Genomic DNA, 14,496 nt, shown 5'->3' with positions numbered 1-14,496 from the left:
GGGCGCGGCTCATCAATGCCTTATCGAAACCAGCTCAGTTGCCGGTGGTCGGGGCAGTTGTCGGTGTGGTCGCCGGTGTTGCAGGCGCAACCTGGGTGGCGTCTCCGCCAGCGGCCGGGGTGCCTTCGACGGCGGTTTCGGACTCGGTCGTGGTCGGCGTTTCGTTCTGTGCGGCTGGTGCGGTCTGCGTTGCGTCCGACGCCGGCGCGGTTACTTCAGCGGGGGCAACGGCGCCATCGGGAGCGGCTTCAACCGGCGTACCGGCTTCTTCCGCCGTCGCTGGCGCTTCTTCGGCAGTCGGGAACGGAACAGGGTTCGACGACAGTGTCTGGAGATAGGCCAGGATGTCGGCGCGTTCTTCGGGCGAACGGACACCGGCAAAGGTCATCTTGGTGCCCGGCGCATAGGCCTTGGGATTGGTCAGGAACGCATTGAGGTTCTCATAGGACCAGACCTGACCTTCGGCCTTTTGCTGCTGCAGAATGTCCGAATAGGCAAAGCCTTCCATATGGGCCTTGGTATTGTTCACGATATTATAAAGGTTCGGACCCTGCTTGGCCGCCTCGCCTTCGCCAAAGCTGTGGCAGGACTGGCACTTGCGCACTGCGGCAGCGCCACGGTCAACGCTCGCGCTGGCCAGCAGCGTGGCAAGCGGCACTTCCGGTGCGGCATCAGCGGCAGCGCCAGCTTCCGCGACTTCCGGCGCGGGCAGGGCATAGCCCGGACCATTGTCCTCTTTCGGGTGGTAGATGGCCTCAGCCAGAAAGCCCACGCCCATGACAAACATAAGTGTGCCAAGGACGGCGCCCATGATCTTGTTTAGCTCAAACGAATCCATTTGGTCTCTCTGCCGGTCCATCCCCGGTGGACAATAAACGAACTGGGCCCAACAATCGGTTTCCGAGGGAAACCTGCCTCAACTGACCCGGTTCGACGCGCGCGGAAGATAGTATTACGCCTCGTAGGGTGCAACAGGACAATCCCTCTTGGCGACAATTCCCCCAATCTCATGTCGTTTTAGCCCCAGAAACCTCTGATTGACACCCTTTGGTGCCGCGTCTAAAGCCCGCAGCAGGCAGATGAACGGACCTCCCATGAGCATGAAGATAGCCTTTCAAGGTGAACCTGGCGCATTCAGCCATGCGGCAGCGGCCAATGTTTTTCCCGGCGAAGAGTTCGTGGGCTGCGTGACCTTCGAAGAAACGCTCAATGCAGTTCAGTCCGGCAAGGCGGATTTCGCGGTCGTTCCCGTCGAAAATTCGCTCTATGGGCGCATCACCGACATTCATCACCTTTTGCCCGAAAGCGGTCTCTTCATCATCGGCGAGACCTATCTTCGCGTCGAAATGAACCTGCTTGGCGTGCCCGGCGCGACGCTTGACGATATCAAGGCCGTCCAGTCGCTCTCGGTCGCACTTGGCCAGTGCCGCCGCTTCATCTCCGAAAACGGCTATCGCACCATCAATGCCGTCGATACCGCTGGCTCGGCGCGCGAAATTGCGCAAAAGGCCGACAAGTCCGTTGCAGCCATCGCGTCGCGCTTTGCCGGCGAGATTTATGGTCTCAACGTTCTCGCGAGCAATATCGAGGACGCCGACCACAATACGACGCGCTTCCTCGTGCTTTCGACCACCGAAAAACTGGCGCCTCAGGCCGGTAAGGTGAAAACGACCTTCATCTTCCGCGTGCGCAACGTGCCTGCCGCGCTCTATAAGGCCATGGGCGGCTTTGCGACAAATGGCGTCAACATGACCAAGCTCGAGAGCTACATGGTCGGCGGCGCTTTCACGGCCACGCAGTTCTATGCAGATATCGAAGGGCATCCCGATGATGTCGGGGTGCAGCACGCTTTTGACGAGCTGAAATTCTTCACCGACCGGTTCCAGATCCTCGGGGTCTATCCTGCCTCCGAGCAGGTCTGATCCCAGGTCCTCGCTCCGAAGCGATTGGTAATACATCTCGGCTAATGTGCCGAAAGTGCATGTCTGCCAGCCCTTAGCGGTGCTGTCCGATTCGGTGCATTCGTGTTGTCATATCTGCGGCTTAATAGTCTGCACCCGTCGGATCCAGGGGTCTATCGTTGGAACATTTCGATCTCATCGTCATCGGTTCTGGGCCAGCCGGCCGTCGCGCTGCCGTGCAGGCAGCCAAGCTCGGCCGGTCCGTTCTCGTGGTAGAAAATCGCCTGCGTCTCGGCGGCGTTTCCGTCCACACCGGTACGATCCCCTCCAAGACCCTGCGCGAAACCGTTCTTAACCTCTCTGGCTGGCGTGAACGCGGCTTCTATGGCCTCTCCTATCGCGTCAAAAAGGACATCGAGGGCAAGGATCTCGGCGCCCGCCTGCGGATGACGCTGAACCACGAAATCGAAGTTCTCGAACACCAGTTCAACCGCAACGGCGTGCGCACCTTTGGCGGCATGGCGCGCTTTATCGATCAGAACCACATTGCCGTCGTGGCGCCCGATGGCGACGAGACGCGGTTTGGGTTTGACCATGCGGTCATCGCGGTGGGCACCGCGCCCTATCGACCCGCCAATATTCCGTTCAACGACCACTCGGTTCTCGATAGCGATAGCCTCGTTTCCGAGCCACGTGTGCCGCGCAGCCTGACGGTTGTAGGTGCAGGCGTTATCGGCATCGAATATGCGACGATCTTTTCGGCACTCGACGTGCCCGTCACCATCGTTGAACCCAAAGACACCATCCTCGATTTCATCGATCGCGAAATCATCGAAGAATTCACTCACGATCTGCGCCAGCGCGGTGTGACGTTGCGGCTCGGCACCAAGGTCGAAAAAGTCGAGATCGACGAGCAGGGGTGGGCTGTTTCCATCCTCGCCGATGGTCGGCGTATCCGCACCGATATGCTGCTCTATGCGGCCGGCCGCTCCGGCGCGACCGCCAATCTCGGCCTTGAAAATGCCGGCCTGACGCCGGTTGATCGTGGCCGTCTCAAGGTCGATCCAGTGACGTTTCAAACCGAGGTGCGCAACATTTACGCAGCGGGCGACGTCATCGGTTGGCCGTCGCTCGCTTCGACCTCGATGGAACAGGGCCGCATCGCCGCGCTCCATGCGTGTGGCGCGCAGATGCCACCGGCGCCCGAATTCTTCCCCTATGGCATTTATGCCGTTCCGGAGATTTCGACCGTTGGCCTGACGGAGCAACAGGTCAGGGCGCAGAACATTCCCTACGAAGCCGGCATTGCCCGCTTCCGCGAGACGTCGCGCGGTCACATCATGGGCCTCCAGTCGGGCATGATGAAGATGATCTTTGCGCTCGATACGCGCAAACTGCTCGGCGTCCACATCGTCGGCGAAGGCGCGACCGAACTGATCCATATTGGCCAGGCCGTGCTGAACTTGGGCGGCACGCTCGACTATTTTGTCGAAAATGCCTTTAACTATCCGACACTTGCCGAAGCCTATAAGATCGCCGCGCTCGACGCCTGGAATCGTATGCCGCGAACCAAGCCGATCGCTCCGACTGTTGAAGAGACGGTTGTTGAACTTCCGTCACTCAAGGTTGGTACAGCAAAAGGCTGATGCGATCAGTCCCGTTGTTGCAAACGGGGCCGGTACTCGAAATTAAGATAATTTTCGACGGCCTCTTGCTCTTAACCTAAGTTTGGAATTACCTCCGGAACGGGAAGATATTTCCCGGGGGACTATCATGAACAAGACTGTGGCAGGCCTTGCGCTTGTCTTTTTGGCCGCCAGCGTCGTGAACGCTTCGGCGCTGGATCGTCGCGTCCAGATCAATAATAAATCGTCATACGACATCGTCGAATTCTATGCCTCGAACACGGGCACAAATTCGTGGGAAGAAGATATCCTGGGCAAGGACATCCTGCCCGCAGGCCATAGCGTCATGATCAACATCGATGACGGCTCTGGTTACTGCAAATATGACTTCCTGGCTGTGTTCGAAGATGGCGATAAGGTCACCTCGACAGACAACAATGTCTGCGAACTGGCCGATTTCAGCTTTACCGACTGATCAAGACTATTGCGGGATCGCGCCATGAGCGCGGTCTCGCCTGGCCTGGCTAAGATCAAACTTGCCATGCTGGGTTATGAGGCGGCAACGCGTTTGCGGCTGCGCCGTTATGGGAAGCCTCCTCTTTCATAGGGCTTCCATGTCCAAATCCAGTTTTTTCGGCGCCAAGCCGACCGCTGCAGGCACCCATTTCAGACTTTGGGCGCCCGAAAAAAGCCGCGCGGCCGTCGATGTCGAGGGCGCGGGGAGTTTTGCGCTAACCCCTGAAGAAAAGGGCTATTTCAGCGCCCTTGTGCCCAATGTTGGCGTGGGCGCAAAATACAAATTTCGGCTCGACGATGGCTTGCCCATGCCGGACCTCGGCTCGCGCTGGCAGCCTGAGGGTAGCGATGGCGTATCAGTCGTCGTGTCGCCAGAGTATATCTGGACGGATGCGGGCTGGGCGGGGCCGGTGGCGCAGGATCAGGTTATATACGAACTCCATGTCGGCACCTTCACATCCGAGGGGACATGGAATGCCGCGCGCGAAAAGCTTCGGCATTTGAAAGACTTGGGCGTGACCGTGATCCAGGTCATGCCGGTTGGGTGCTTTAAAGGAACATTCGGCTGGGGCTACGACACGACGCTTCCTTATGCACCCTATGCCCCCTACGGAACGCCGGACGACCTTCGCGGCTTTGTCGACGCGGCGCACGGATTGGGGATCGGAGTCATCCTCGATGTCGTCTACAACCACACCGGCATGGGTGACTATTACCATGCCTATAGCGAGCACTTTTTTACCCACACGCATGAGAATGAGTGGGGCAGCGGATTCAACTATGACGGCGAAAATTCACGCGCCGTCAGAGATTTCATGATCGGCAACGCTGTCTACTGGATCGAGGATTTTCATCTCGATGGACTTCGGATCGATGCGGCGCAAGCCATGTTCGACACGAGCGAAACGCACATCATCGCCGAACTGACCGACGCTGTCCGCGAAGCAGCCAAACCGCGGCGCGCCTATATGGTGGTCGAGAACCAGCCGCAGGAACGGCGGATGATTGCTGACCGAGAAGAGGGCGGTTTTGGGCTCGATGGCATGTATAGCGACGACTTCCAGCACGCCATACGAGTGGCGGCGACCGGGCATAACGACTTCTATTATCGAGACTATTTGGGTTCGCCGCAGGAGATCGTCTCGGCCCTGAAATACGGATTTTTGTATCAGGGTCAGCGCTCGGACATGCGCGATAAGGCCTATGGCACATATAACCTTGAAACGCCCGCAGAGCATTTCGTGCATTTCCTCGAGAACCACGACCAAGTTGCCAATTCGGCCAAGGGCTTACGGCTTTCCGAGCTTATGTCGCCAGCGCGGCTGCGGGCGATAACACCGCTACTACTGCTTGGACCGCAGACGCCGTGTCTGTTTCAGGGGCAAGAGTTCGGATCGCGCAAGCCATTCCTCTATTTTGCCGGACGCACGGGCGAAGAAGCCGAGGCGGTGGCGGAGGGCCGGAAGAAGGGATTGATGGACTTTCCATCGGTCACCGACCCAGAAATGCAGGCAACGCTGGCGCGACCCGATGCCCCCAAAACCTTTGAACTCAGCAAGCTCGACTGGTTGGAAATGTCGAGCAATTCTGGCATCTTGGCGCTGCACAAGGACCTGCTAGCGCTCCGCAGAACCGACGCCGCCTTCTCGCAAAATTCCGTGCGGCGGGTGGATGGCGCAGTGATCGGCGAGGGTGCTTTTGTGCTGCGTTTTTTCATGGCTGACCCGAGCCAACACCGGCTTCTGCTCTGCAATCTTGGACGCGACTTGCATATGGCCGTGACGCCTGAACCGCTGCTGGCGCCACCCGACGGGCAGCGCTGGGCGCTCCAATGGTCGAGCGAGCACCCTAAATATGGCGGGGCAGGGCGGCGTCCGGTGGAGCCGGAAAAGTTCTGGATCCTGCCCGGTGATTGTACTCTGGTGTTGCGCCCGGAGAGCCGCAATCCGGCGTGACTTCGGTAGCATTCCGGTAACATCGAGCGCGGGTTAGGGCATTATTCGTCATCGTCCTGCGGGAGCGGCTCGTCGTCCCGTGCGGGGATGACATAGGAGCCGGTCAGCCAGCGGTTGAGGTCGACATCGGCGCAGCGTTTCGAGCAGAACGGCTTAAACTTATCTACGGTCGGTTTTCCGCAGATCGGGCATTTGCGTTCGGGCGCCATCAGACCCCCGACAGGCTCGACTGATTGAGCCAGTTGAAGTGAACCGGATAGCCTTCGCCCGCGAGAAGTTGCGTCACTTCGTGAAGCGGCAGGCCGACGACGCTCGGGTAGGAGCCGACAAGCTTGACGACAAAGGAACCGGCAATGCCCTGAATGGCGTAGCCACCTGCCTTGTCGCGCCATTCGGCGCTGGCGAGATAGGCTTCCATCTCGCGCGTCGAGAGGCGCTTGAAGCGGATGCGTGTCTCAACGATCCGATGCCGCTTGGCGCCGGACGGGGTGAGCAGGGTGACGCCGGTATAGACGCGATGCGCACGGCCCGAGAGAAGGCGGAGACATTCGGATGCCTCTTCCATGGTCTCGGCCTTGGGCAGGATGCGCCGGCCAACGGCGACGACCGTATCGGCAGCCAGAACCAGAGCCTCTTCGCCAAAGCCGGCGACGCGCGCCTTGTGCTGGGCGGTAAGGGCTTTCAGTTCAGAGAGGCGGCCAGCAAGCTTGCGCGGCAATTCGCCCTTCTCGGGCGTTTCATCGACATGAGCGGGCACCAAATGCTGGGGCTCGATGCCGATCTGATTAAGCAGTGCAAGCCGACGCGGCGAGGCGGAGGCCAGGATCAGGTCCGGACGGCTGGCCATAGCTATTTACTTGAAACGATAGGTGATGCGACCCTTGGTCAGGTCGTAGGGAGTCATTTCACACAGCACCTTATCGCCGGCGAGAACACGGATACGGTTCTTGCGCATGCGACCAGCAGTGTGAGCGATGATCTCGTGTTCGTTTTCCAGCTTGACCCTGAAGGTCGCGTTGGGAAGCAATTCGGTGACCACGCCCGGGAATTCGAGCACTTCTTCTTTGGCCATACTTTCTCCTGGGAAGACCCCCGCGTGCGAAATTGCTCGGCGGTGGCCGTAAATTTTGGCGGAACCTACTGCAAATCAGTGGCTTTGTGAACTACCGGAAACCAGTGGTTCCAAACGATTACGAACGCGGCGCCTGAGGCCATCGCGAAGCTCGCGATAGGCCGACAGAACCACGTCCCGACTTCCCTCGACAAGTGAGGGATCCGTAACCGTCCATTGTTCGACTTCGCCAGCCTCAAGACCCTTACGGGCCACAGCCTCCGGTGCATCGTCGGACAGGGTAATAACGAGATCGAAGCGGTTGGCCACGAGCTCATCGAGAATATGGGGCGTATGGACGCTCATATCAATCCCGATTTCTTCCATGACCTCATGGACGAACTGATCGGCCTTGCCGCCATTCACCCCGACCGACCGCGCAATGATGCGGCCGGGGAAAGCCTGGCGGGCGAGGGCCGCGGCCATGGGCGAGCGCACCGAATTCATCGAGCAGACGAACAGCACCGTCGGCAATTCGCTCGTCGCCTCGTCGATGCGGCTGGCATAGGGTTGCACGGCGCAGATGAGGGTGAAAAGACGGCGGGCGGTATTGAGATCGATGATGATCTTGTTGTTGAGCCGGGTGCGGAGGAGTTCGGCCGCCTCATTGTGGAGGCCGCGCCGCGCCATATCGACGGTTTCGATCTGGAAGGGTTGGGCCGAGCGGATCGCTTCATAATAGGCGTCGCGAATGCGGAAATAATCGCGGATCAGGCGGCGAAACGGCGTCAGCGACAGATAATGTGCCGCGATCGGCTGGAAGGTTTCGGGGTGCCGGACGTCGAGCACGATGAAATTGCCGATGATCGAAACGTGGAGCGCATAGGGCCCTTCGGCGCTGACGCGAGCGGGGCGGAAAGTGTTGTTTTCAAGGAGGTCATAAATGGCGATCCGCCATTCATGCACCTCGTCGGGATTGATCGAGGTGATGGTATTGGGGTCGAGCGTGACGGTCACCAGGCGATTGGTGCTGGGCGCCGCCTGTTCGGTCCCCATGGTGATACTCACCGATTAAGCCGAATCGAAATCGAGCGGCCATGCCCATCGAGCGCTTCCACTTCGGCGATGGTCACCGCCGCATCGGCCAGCGCGGACAGCGAGGACGGCGTGCATCCCAGGATCGAGGTGCGCTTGACGAAATCGAGGACGCCGAGGCCTGAGGCAAAGCGTGCCGAGCGGGCCGTGGGCAGGACGTGGTTGGAGCCGCCGACATAATCGCCAATGGCTTCGGGCGTGTGGTGGCCGAGGAAAATAGCGCCAGCGTGGCGAATGGCCGGCACCATCGCCTGCGGATCATCGACGGCAAGTTCGACATGCTCGGAGGCGATGCGATTGGCGAGGGCCGTGGCGGTGTCGAGCGTATCGACGGTGATGATGGCGCCGAATTCGTCCCAGCCTTCGCGAGCAATGGATTCTTTGGGGAGGAGGCTGAGCTGCCGATCAACTTCGGCTTCGACAGCGTCCGCGATGGACTCTTCGGTCGTGACGAGGATCGACTGCGCGCCGCCGCCATGCTCGGCCTGGGCGATGAGATCGGCGGCGATCCAGGCGGGGTTGGCGGAGCGATCGGCAATGACGAGGACCTCAGAGGGGCCAGCGATGAGGTCGATACCGACCTGACCGAAGACCTGGCGCTTGGCGGCGGCAACGAAGGCGTTGCCGGGGCCCATGATCTTGTCGACGCGCGGAATGGCCGCGGTGCCATAGGCGAGAGCGGCAACGGCCTGAGCGCCACCGACGCGGTAGATTTCGGTGACGCCGGCAATCTGGGCGGCACAGAGAATGGCGGCAGCAAGCTGGCCATTGGGGGTCGGGACGACCATGGCGATACGGCTAACGCCCGCGACCTTGGCCGGCACGGCATTCATCAGCACCGAGGAAGGATAGGAGGCAAGGCCGCCGGGCACATAGATGCCGACGGCGTCGATGGCCGTCCAGCGCGAACCAAGGGTGACACCGAGGGCATCGGTATAGAGATCATCTTTGGGCATCTGCCGCTCGTGGTGCGACTTGATGCGATCATGGGCGGTCTGGAGGGCTTCGCGGACTTCGGGCGAGACGCGGGCGGCAGCGTCAGCGATTTCCTCAGACGAAAAGCGCAGGGTTTGCGGGGTGACACCGGCCTTGTCGAACTTGTTGGTGAGTTCGGCTACGGCTACGTCGCCGCGGGCGCGGACATCGGCAATGATCCCGGCAACGACATCGCCCACTTCCTGCGAGGCTTCGCGCTTGCTGCCGAGAAGGTCGGTAAAGCGGGCCTCGAAATCGGCTGCGGCGCTATCGAGACGAAGGGGCATGTGCGGTCCGAACTTGGGCAGGAAAGATGGTCCGATCTATCCCGATGGGCGTGTGGGTCGCAAGGGGGAATTGGGTTTTGGGGCGTTCAGGTTGAGCTTGATTGGCGGGCAATCACCACCTCTCCCCCAGAGGGAGAGGTGGTGCCCCCCCGGTGCGTCGATGACCTGCAACGCCCGCGCGCAAGCAATTGACGCCATGTGTTTGGCGCAGTGCCGATTCGCATAGGCAAATATTGCCTAGTGGCAAGAGAAAAGGCAGAATGGCCAGTAAATCCCTTGGAGGCAGGGTCATGGCTATTGCTTTTCTGCCGATGCAGCCGGTTGAAACCGGCGAATTTATTCTGGCTGTCGACGCGCATCTGATCGATGCGATCGAGCGCTGGAAGGACATCAATGGGCTCGACGTGCCCACGAGCCAGGCGGCGGAAATGCTGCTGCGCCAGGCGCTTCGGCTCGATGGTTGCCTTGAGGAAGACCGCATGGGCGCGCAGCGGGCCAAGGCATTGCTCGAAATGTTCCAGGAAGCTGCCGGGCCGCGCGCCGACTAGGCAGGCGCGCGAGGGCGCCTTTACCGCCGCACCAGGGAAAAATTGAAGTTCGGGCCGCCGACGGCTTTTTCGATCGAAATCCAGGCTGCGGCCATATTTTCCATGGCACGACAGGCCTTGAGATCGCCGAGGTCGACAATGTCGGTCCAGCCGAAAGTCTTCAGCAGATCTTTGACTTCCGCCTTTGCCTCATCATCGTTCGAGGCGATGAAGACCGTGGTCGCCTGAGGCAGGCTGCCGGGATCGACCATCAGATGGGCGCTGATATTGTTGAGCGTCTTGACGAGCCGCGTTTTGGGATGAGCCGCCTGGATCGCCTCGCCGAGAGGCGTTTCGAGCGGTCCCTCGATCGAGCTTTCGAAATTGCCGATATCGACGAAGATCTTGCCGTCAATGGCGCAATCTTTCAGCGCCTCGAGGGCGATCGCTCCTTCCATGGCATTCACGACCCAGTCGCCATGCTGCGCCGCATCTGACGCAGAGCCGAGCGCAATACCCGGAAATTCATCGGCTTTATCTTTGGCATGGGGCGAGCCCAGCATCACTTCATGCCCAAGCGACGCCAATTTCTTGGCGATCTTGCCGCCGACATCGCCACTACCCAAAACGCCGATCCGCATCGCTCTTCTCCTGTTCGATTGGGAGAAGAGCAACGCATCAGGCGCGAAAGGGTTGGCTTAGTCTAGCGCGTGGGCCGGTTTGGCCGCTGCTGCCCAGGCGGAGCCGAGATCGCCAAGACGGGCTTCGAGGCATTCGACGGTGAGGCGGACAGTGCCGCCGCCGGCGAAGGTCAGTTCCACCACGCCGGAAACACCATCGGGTGTGGGCGTGAAGGTGAGCGCCAGAAGATTGAGCACGCCCTCGGGGGCAGCCGGATCAAAGCCCGCATAGGCGACATTTTGGACGCGATCAAAATGCAGCCCTGCGCGCTTGCGCAGGCCTTTTGAGCGCGGCTGGTCGCTCGACCAATCATAGCGGTTCATCAGCAGGGCAAAGCGCCGGTCGGCACGGGCATAACCCATATCGACGACGCGCACGACGGCATCCTGCACATGGGCGGACAGCACGTCGAGATCTTCACTATCAAGCGCAAGCAGCTTGAGATCGGTCATGGCAGGGCCTTGGTCAAACATTTTCGCCATATTTGGTCATGGCAGGGCCGATCTACAAGCTCGCCTTGTCGCGGGCAATGCTGCCGGCGGCGAAATGAGCCATCTGCGCATCATAAGCGCGCTTGAACGCAGGACGCGATGTGGCTAGCGCCACATAGGCTTCAAGTGACGGATGGGGATTGAATTGCCGGAACTTAGGCACCCGCAGCACGTCGGCCATCAGGAGATCGGCAATGGTAAAGCGCCCGCCGGCAAGCCATTCGCGGTTGGCAAGGACGGCGTCGAGGTGGTTGAGGCGCTGCAGAAGCCACGACTCCAGCGGATTTTCGGCTGGGTCCGAGAGGCCGACAAACCACCAGGAGACCGAGACAAGTTCGACGGAATTGAGCGCGGCAATTACCCATTCGAGCGTTTCCGCAGCGCCTTTGGGATCGGTCGGCATCAGCGCGGGGCTCTTTTGCGCCAGGTGGAGCAGGCAAGCGCCGCTTTCAAAGAGCGTAATATCGCCATCCTGCAATACCGGCACCTGCCCAAAAGGCTGGCGCGCATAATGCTCGGGGCTGCGATCGTCGAACTTTACCGATTTGACCGAATAGGGCAGGCCCGCTTCCTCGCAGGCCCAGCGCAGTCGCAAATCCCGGACAAAGCCGCGTGGGCCCTCGGGCACCCAGTCATAGGTCCAGATTGTGAGATCTGCAATCATGGCGGCGGTTCCTCGCTTTGCCCGATCATGCGAGCCGCGGGGAATTGCTGCAAGGTTTCGGGCAAAAGAAAAGGCCCGGCAGTGCCGGGCCTTCTGTTCTTGGCAATATCCGCCATTCGAGCGTAGCTCTCATGGCCTAGCGCGCTAGCCAGCTAGGCGCTCAATTTCCGCGCCGCAGCGGCTGAGCTTGTCTTCGAGCCGTTCAAAGCCGCGATCGAGGTGATAGATGCGGTTGACGATCGTTTCGCCCTTGGCGGCAAGGCCGGCAATGACCAGCGACACCGAAGCGCGCAGATCGGTCGCCATCACCTGGGCACCCTTGAGCTGAGATTTGCCGCGAATGGTGGCGAGCTGGCCATCGACGGCGATATCGGCCCCAAAGCGGGCAAGTTCGGCCACATGCATGTAGCGGTTCTCAAAGATCGTCTCGCGCACATGGCTCGTGCCCTGGCTCATGGTCATCAGCGCCATGAACTGGGCCTGGAGATCGGTCGGGAATCCTGGGAACGGATGGGTTTCGACATCGACAGGCTGGATGCCATTGCCATTGCGCGTGACGCGAATGCCACCAGCTTCCGTTGTCAGATCGACACCGGTCTTGGCCAAAATATCGAGCGCCGACTGCAGATGGTCAGCGCGCGCACCGCGGAGGAAAACGTCGCCACCGGTCATGGCCGCAGCCATGGCGAAGGTGCCGGTTTCGATACGGTCGGGAATGACTTCCACATTGGCGCCATGCAGCTTTTCGACGCCTTCAATGGTCAGCGTCCGCGTGCCAATGCCCGAAATTTTCGCGCCCATGGCGACGAGACATTCGGCAACATTGGTGATCTCGGGCTCCTGCGCCGCATTCTCGATCACCGTCGTGCCCTTGGCGAGCGTTGCCGCCATGAGAAGCGTATGCGTCGCGCCGACCGACACCTTGGGGAACACGATCCGCGCGCCGATGAGACCACCCTTGGGCGCCTTGGCGACCACATAGCCATCGTCGATGTCGATTTCGGCGCCGAGCTCCTTCAATCCAAAAAGGAAGAGATCGACCGGGCGCGTGCCGATGGCGCAGCCGCCGGGCAGGGAAACGCGGGCCTCGTGGCAGCGGGCGAGCAAGGGGCCGATGACCCAGAAACTGGCGCGCATTTTCGAAACGAGATCATAGGGCGCGGTGGTGTCGACGATATCGGCGGCATGAAAGGTCATGCGCTGTCCGCCATCGTCGGATTCGCCGCGACGGCGGCCATGCACCGCAATATCGACGCCATGATTTTCGAGAATGCGCTCGAGCTGCTTGACGTCGGCGAGCCGCGGCACATTGGTGAGCACCAAGGGCTCATCGGAGAGCAGTGACGCGATCATGAGAGGCAGGGCGGCATTCTTGGCGCCTGAAATGGTGATATCGCCATTAAGCGCGTTGCCGCCGACCAAACGAATACGATCCATGAAATGGTTCCTCTGAACCGGCCCGGAAAGGGGCCTTCTACCTGTGAAGGGAGGTAGGCGAGGTCTTCGTTGCCACGTAAGCCAGACCAGCCGCGCTCTTGCGAATATGTGACGTTCCTATGTCGCCCGAAAATGATTTACGGTTTCTTGACCGCGATCGTTTCGGGTGCCGGAGCATCGTCCTGGGCAGCGCGCGCCCGGGCTTGATCCTTGCGACGTTTGAGATTCTCGCGAAGCTTTGCGGCCAATCTTTGCTCACGGGCCTCAGCTTGCGCAGATTTACTCATCGCCTTCCTGGCTAACGGTGATTCACAACGGGTCCGTTGATATGCGGTTTTTGCGCTTGCGTCGAGTGAATCCCTATGGCAGTAGAGCGCCCGTCGCCGCAGAAAACCGCCAGCGACATATTTACGATGCTGCCGTAGCTCAGTGGTAGAGCACTCCCTTGGTAAGGGAGAGGCCGACAGTTCAATCCTGTCCGGCAGCACCAGTTTTCTTCTCAATATTTTTGGTTTTAAGATAGCAAAGCGACTCCAGCGGGTTTGTCGCTGCCATGCGTGATCGTCGCGGATGGTGATTAGGGCGTTTGCCTGAAGCCGCATACCAACATCCAACATTGCCCTAGTCGTCCGAAACTACTCGACGACTTTTGGCCGGCGGCCGGCTTTTAGGGGTTTGGGCTTTTGGTCTTCGGCGCTGGGCGGGGCGAAGAGTTCGGCGATGGAGACGCCGAGGGTGACGGCGACCTTATCGAGGATGCCGATGGAGGGGTTTTCCATCATGCGTTCGAGCCGGCTGACATAGGTGCGATCTACCCCGGCAAGCTCGGCAAGTTTGTCCTGCGACAGCTTCCGGTCAACCCTCAGGCGTCGCATGTTCCATGCAACGAGCTCACGACTGTCCATGGCCCCTCCCGCCAGATTCGCGGGGGCAACCTACACAATCGGCAATAGGGAAACAATCAAGCTGAGCGGCGTGTCTCTAGGAAGTCCGCGTGGGCTTCGGGCGCCAGCATCAGGCTATGCAACGAAACCGCGAGGGATTTCGCGAGGCTATCGAGCTCATCGAGGGTAATGTCGAGCCGGCCAGCTTCGAGTGCGGTAACCGCGTCGACGGACCACCCGAGCTTTTCGGCAAGGCCAGCCGCACTCCAGCCACGAGCAATGCGCAGGCTTTTGCTGTTGAGACCAAGAATTGTGCTCGCTGCAATAGCGCCCACGCCGCACCCCGAATCGTTTTTAAGAGCTGGCAAGAGGATAGCGGCATGCGGGCTTCGCGGTCCGTCTATTAA

Annotated in this window: 17 protein-coding genes, 1 tRNA gene and 1 pseudogene; 6 read left to right on the top strand and 13 right to left on the bottom strand. The window is 60.1% G+C overall.

Going from position 1 to position 14,496, the window contains the following annotated elements; genetic code table 11:
- Nucleotides 1-34: 34 nt before the first annotated feature.
- The gene (locus tag DevBK_RS11250) at nucleotides 35-838 is read right to left on the bottom strand and encodes a c-type cytochrome (protein ID WP_082460906.1); all 804 of its coding nucleotides are present in this window, start codon (nucleotides 836-838) and stop codon (nucleotides 35-37) included.
- Between the two features lie 256 nt (nucleotides 839-1,094).
- Between DevBK_RS11250 and DevBK_RS11245 the strand changes: the two genes are divergently transcribed.
- The 4 genes from DevBK_RS11245 (at nucleotide 1,095) to treZ (ending at nucleotide 5,997) form a co-directional block, all read left to right on the top strand.
- Nucleotides 1,095-1,922: a prephenate dehydratase gene (locus tag DevBK_RS11245; protein ID WP_317185486.1), complete on the top strand. Its 828-nt coding sequence runs from the start codon at nucleotides 1,095-1,097 to the stop codon at nucleotides 1,920-1,922.
- Nucleotides 1,923-2,080: 158 nt separating this feature from the next.
- Nucleotides 2,081-3,547, top strand: a complete 1,467-nt coding sequence (gene sthA, locus DevBK_RS11240) for a Si-specific NAD(P)(+) transhydrogenase (protein WP_317185485.1) — start codon at nucleotides 2,081-2,083, stop codon at nucleotides 3,545-3,547.
- A 127-nt stretch (nucleotides 3,548-3,674) separates the two neighbouring features.
- Complete coding sequence (locus DevBK_RS11235) at nucleotides 3,675-4,001, top strand: hypothetical protein (protein ID WP_061907660.1); 327 nt, start codon at nucleotides 3,675-3,677, stop codon at nucleotides 3,999-4,001.
- 139 nt (nucleotides 4,002-4,140) lie between these two features.
- Nucleotides 4,141-5,997 (top strand): malto-oligosyltrehalose trehalohydrolase, encoded by a 1,857-nt coding sequence (gene treZ, locus DevBK_RS11230; RefSeq protein ID WP_317185484.1) that lies wholly within the window; start codon nucleotides 4,141-4,143, stop codon nucleotides 5,995-5,997.
- 41 nt (nucleotides 5,998-6,038) lie between these two features.
- Here treZ and yacG read toward each other — a convergent pair whose 3' ends face one another.
- From yacG to hisD, 6 genes and pseudogenes are all read right to left on the bottom strand, one after another.
- Nucleotides 6,039-6,206, bottom strand: coding sequence for a DNA gyrase inhibitor YacG (gene yacG / locus DevBK_RS11225; RefSeq protein ID WP_317185483.1), 168 nt, complete (start codon nucleotides 6,204-6,206; stop codon nucleotides 6,039-6,041).
- On the bottom strand, nucleotides 6,206-6,844 hold the full coding sequence (locus DevBK_RS11220) for a Maf-like protein (protein WP_317185482.1): 639 nt from the start codon (nucleotides 6,842-6,844) through the stop codon (nucleotides 6,206-6,208). Before DevBK_RS11220 ends, yacG begins: the two co-directional genes overlap by 1 nt.
- A 6-nt stretch (nucleotides 6,845-6,850) precedes the next feature.
- Nucleotides 6,851-7,069 carry a translation initiation factor IF-1 gene (gene infA / locus DevBK_RS11215; protein ID WP_035082742.1) on the bottom strand — a complete coding sequence of 73 codons (219 nt, stop codon included), beginning with the start codon at nucleotides 7,067-7,069 and terminating at the stop codon, nucleotides 6,851-6,853.
- Nucleotides 7,070-7,144: 75 nt separating this feature from the next.
- Nucleotides 7,145-7,573 (bottom strand): hypothetical protein, encoded by a 429-nt coding sequence (locus DevBK_RS11210; RefSeq protein WP_317185612.1) that lies wholly within the window; start codon nucleotides 7,571-7,573, stop codon nucleotides 7,145-7,147.
- Nucleotides 7,574-7,630: 57 nt separating this feature from the next.
- Nucleotides 7,631-8,104 (bottom strand): annotated as a pseudogene (locus DevBK_RS11205) (UPF0262 family protein); the annotation flags it as partial.
- Between the two features lie 8 nt (nucleotides 8,105-8,112).
- Nucleotides 8,113-9,405, bottom strand: coding sequence for a histidinol dehydrogenase (hisD, locus tag DevBK_RS11200; protein ID WP_317185481.1), 1,293 nt, complete (start codon nucleotides 9,403-9,405; stop codon nucleotides 8,113-8,115).
- Between the two features lie 290 nt (nucleotides 9,406-9,695).
- Between hisD and DevBK_RS11195 the strand changes: the two genes are divergently transcribed.
- A complete protein-coding gene (locus tag DevBK_RS11195) occupies nucleotides 9,696-9,953 on the top strand; it encodes a hypothetical protein (protein WP_061907665.1) in 258 nt (85 codons plus the stop codon).
- Between the two features lie 20 nt (nucleotides 9,954-9,973).
- Here DevBK_RS11195 and DevBK_RS11190 read toward each other — a convergent pair whose 3' ends face one another.
- The 4 genes from DevBK_RS11190 to murA all read right to left on the bottom strand — a co-directional run bounded on the left by DevBK_RS11190 (nucleotide 9,974) and on the right by murA (nucleotide 13,205).
- Entirely contained in the window at nucleotides 9,974-10,606 is a 633-nt protein-coding gene (locus tag DevBK_RS11190; RefSeq protein WP_410494053.1) for an NADPH-dependent F420 reductase, read from the bottom strand.
- A gap of 24 nt (nucleotides 10,607-10,630) precedes the next feature.
- A complete protein-coding gene (locus DevBK_RS11185) occupies nucleotides 10,631-11,065 on the bottom strand; it encodes a DUF2948 family protein (RefSeq protein WP_061908071.1) in 435 nt (144 codons plus the stop codon).
- A 52-nt stretch (nucleotides 11,066-11,117) separates the two neighbouring features.
- Nucleotides 11,118-11,765 (bottom strand): glutathione S-transferase family protein, encoded by a 648-nt coding sequence (locus tag DevBK_RS11180; protein ID WP_317185611.1) that lies wholly within the window; start codon nucleotides 11,763-11,765, stop codon nucleotides 11,118-11,120.
- 147 nt (nucleotides 11,766-11,912) lie between these two features.
- Nucleotides 11,913-13,205, bottom strand: coding sequence for a UDP-N-acetylglucosamine 1-carboxyvinyltransferase (murA, locus tag DevBK_RS11175; protein WP_062629356.1), 1,293 nt, complete (start codon nucleotides 13,203-13,205; stop codon nucleotides 11,913-11,915).
- Nucleotides 13,206-13,620: 415 nt separating this feature from the next.
- On the opposite strand from murA, the gene DevBK_RS11170 reads away from it, so the two are divergent.
- Nucleotides 13,621-13,695, top strand: a tRNA-Thr gene (locus tag DevBK_RS11170).
- Nucleotides 13,696-13,840: 145 nt separating this feature from the next.
- Here the strand turns inward: DevBK_RS11170 and DevBK_RS11165 are convergent.
- Entirely contained in the window at nucleotides 13,841-14,110 is a 270-nt protein-coding gene (locus DevBK_RS11165) for a helix-turn-helix domain-containing protein (protein ID WP_061907669.1), read from the bottom strand.
- 56 nt (nucleotides 14,111-14,166) lie between these two features.
- Nucleotides 14,167-14,424 carry a helix-turn-helix transcriptional regulator gene (locus DevBK_RS11160; RefSeq protein WP_317185480.1) on the bottom strand — a complete coding sequence of 86 codons (258 nt, stop codon included), beginning with the start codon at nucleotides 14,422-14,424 and terminating at the stop codon, nucleotides 14,167-14,169.
- Nucleotides 14,425-14,496: the final 72 nt, after the last annotated feature.

The organism is Devosia sp. BK, from assembly GCF_032907385.1.
In the GTDB taxonomy this organism is placed as follows: domain Bacteria; phylum Pseudomonadota; class Alphaproteobacteria; order Rhizobiales; family Devosiaceae; genus Devosia.
Note: the sequence above shows the minus strand (reverse complement) of the source record. Positions and strands in the feature narration are given on the sequence as shown.

Coding starts and splice junctions, on each gene's coding strand:
- DevBK_RS11235 (WP_061907660.1), top strand. CDS start 3,675: ATGAACAAGACTGTGGCAGGCCTTGCGCTTGTCTTTTTGGCCGCCAGC.
- DevBK_RS11245 (WP_317185486.1), top strand. CDS start 1,095: ATGAGCATGAAGATAGCCTTTCAAGGTGAACCTGGCGCATTCAGCCAT.
- DevBK_RS11220 (WP_317185482.1), bottom strand. CDS start 6,844: ATGGCCAGCCGTCCGGACCTGATCCTGGCCTCCGCCTCGCCGCGTCGG.
- DevBK_RS11185 (WP_061908071.1), bottom strand. CDS start 11,065: ATGACCGATCTCAAGCTGCTTGCGCTTGATAGTGAAGATCTCGACGTG.
- DevBK_RS11165 (WP_061907669.1), bottom strand. CDS start 14,110: ATGGACAGTCGTGAGCTCGTTGCATGGAACATGCGACGCCTGAGGGTT.
- yacG (WP_317185483.1), bottom strand. CDS start 6,206: ATGGCGCCCGAACGCAAATGCCCGATCTGCGGAAAACCGACCGTAGAT.
- hisD (WP_317185481.1), bottom strand. CDS start 9,405: ATGCCCCTTCGTCTCGATAGCGCCGCAGCCGATTTCGAGGCCCGCTTT.
- DevBK_RS11250 (WP_082460906.1), bottom strand. CDS start 838: ATGGATTCGTTTGAGCTAAACAAGATCATGGGCGCCGTCCTTGGCACA.
- treZ (WP_317185484.1), top strand. CDS start 4,141: ATGTCCAAATCCAGTTTTTTCGGCGCCAAGCCGACCGCTGCAGGCACC.
- murA (WP_062629356.1), bottom strand. CDS start 13,205: ATGGATCGTATTCGTTTGGTCGGCGGCAACGCGCTTAATGGCGATATC.
- infA (WP_035082742.1), bottom strand. CDS start 7,069: ATGGCCAAAGAAGAAGTGCTCGAATTCCCGGGCGTGGTCACCGAATTG.
- DevBK_RS11195 (WP_061907665.1), top strand. CDS start 9,696: ATGGCTATTGCTTTTCTGCCGATGCAGCCGGTTGAAACCGGCGAATTT.